The organism is Streptomyces sp. AC627_RSS907 (assembly GCF_019049165.1).
The window spans coordinates 1-649 of record NZ_JAGMUE010001070.1 but is presented as its reverse complement, the minus strand read 5'-3'; the positions used below and the strand labels follow the sequence as shown (position 1 = coordinate 649).

The 649-nt window shown below is 68.3% G+C and carries 1 protein-coding gene; it reads right to left on the bottom strand.

Going from position 1 to position 649, the window contains the following annotated elements; translation table 11 throughout:
* Positions 1 to 98: 98 nt before the first annotated feature.
* Positions 99 to 506 carry a DUF4307 domain-containing protein gene (locus KUM32_RS40305; RefSeq protein WP_187062952.1) on the bottom strand — a complete coding sequence of 136 codons (408 nt, stop codon included), beginning with the start codon at positions 504 to 506 and terminating at the stop codon, positions 99 to 101.
* Positions 507 to 649: the final 143 nt, after the last annotated feature.

Genomic DNA, 649 nt, shown 5'->3' with positions numbered 1-649 from the left:
GCCGACTACGGGCCGTCCGGCGCCGACGCGGGGCCCGGGCCACGCGTGCCCCGCAGACGACGCGGCCGGCGAGCCCGCCGTAGCGCGCGGGCGCGCGGTCAGCCGTCGGACGCCTTGCACTCGACCACCGTGGCCGTGGTCGCCCGCTTCGTCGTACGCACCGTGACCACCTCGTCCACCTGCTTCTGTCGCTGGTCGAACGTGAAGTCCTTGCGGCCGACCTCGGAGCCGTCCTCGGCCTGCGAACGCACGGTGCACACGCCCGTGCTGTCCCGGTCCTTGCGCACCTCCAGGTGCACCTCGATGGCGTTCTCCGAGACCGCCTTGAAGGCGATAACCCGTCCGCTGACCTTCTGCTCGGCGACGTAACTGAACCCCGCCCAGGCCACCACGCCCAGCAGGCCGGCCCCGAGCACGGCGCCGATGATCTTCAGCTTGCGATCCGCGCGCTCGTCAGCGGAGCGTCCGTAGCGCTCGTCCGGCCGGGCGTCGCGCACCGTCGCCATGATCATTCCTCCTGGTCAGCTCGCTGGTTGAAAACTCGGAATTATTCCAGCCCAGCTTGGGTCACTATAGGAGGCGTCTTCTTTGACCAAGGACTGAGGATCGAGTCTTGACTGAGCAGCTACGACTGATGGCCGTTCACGCT

Coding starts and splice junctions, on each gene's coding strand:
- KUM32_RS40305 (WP_187062952.1), bottom strand. CDS start 506: ATGGCGACGGTGCGCGACGCCCGGCCGGACGAGCGCTACGGACGCTCC.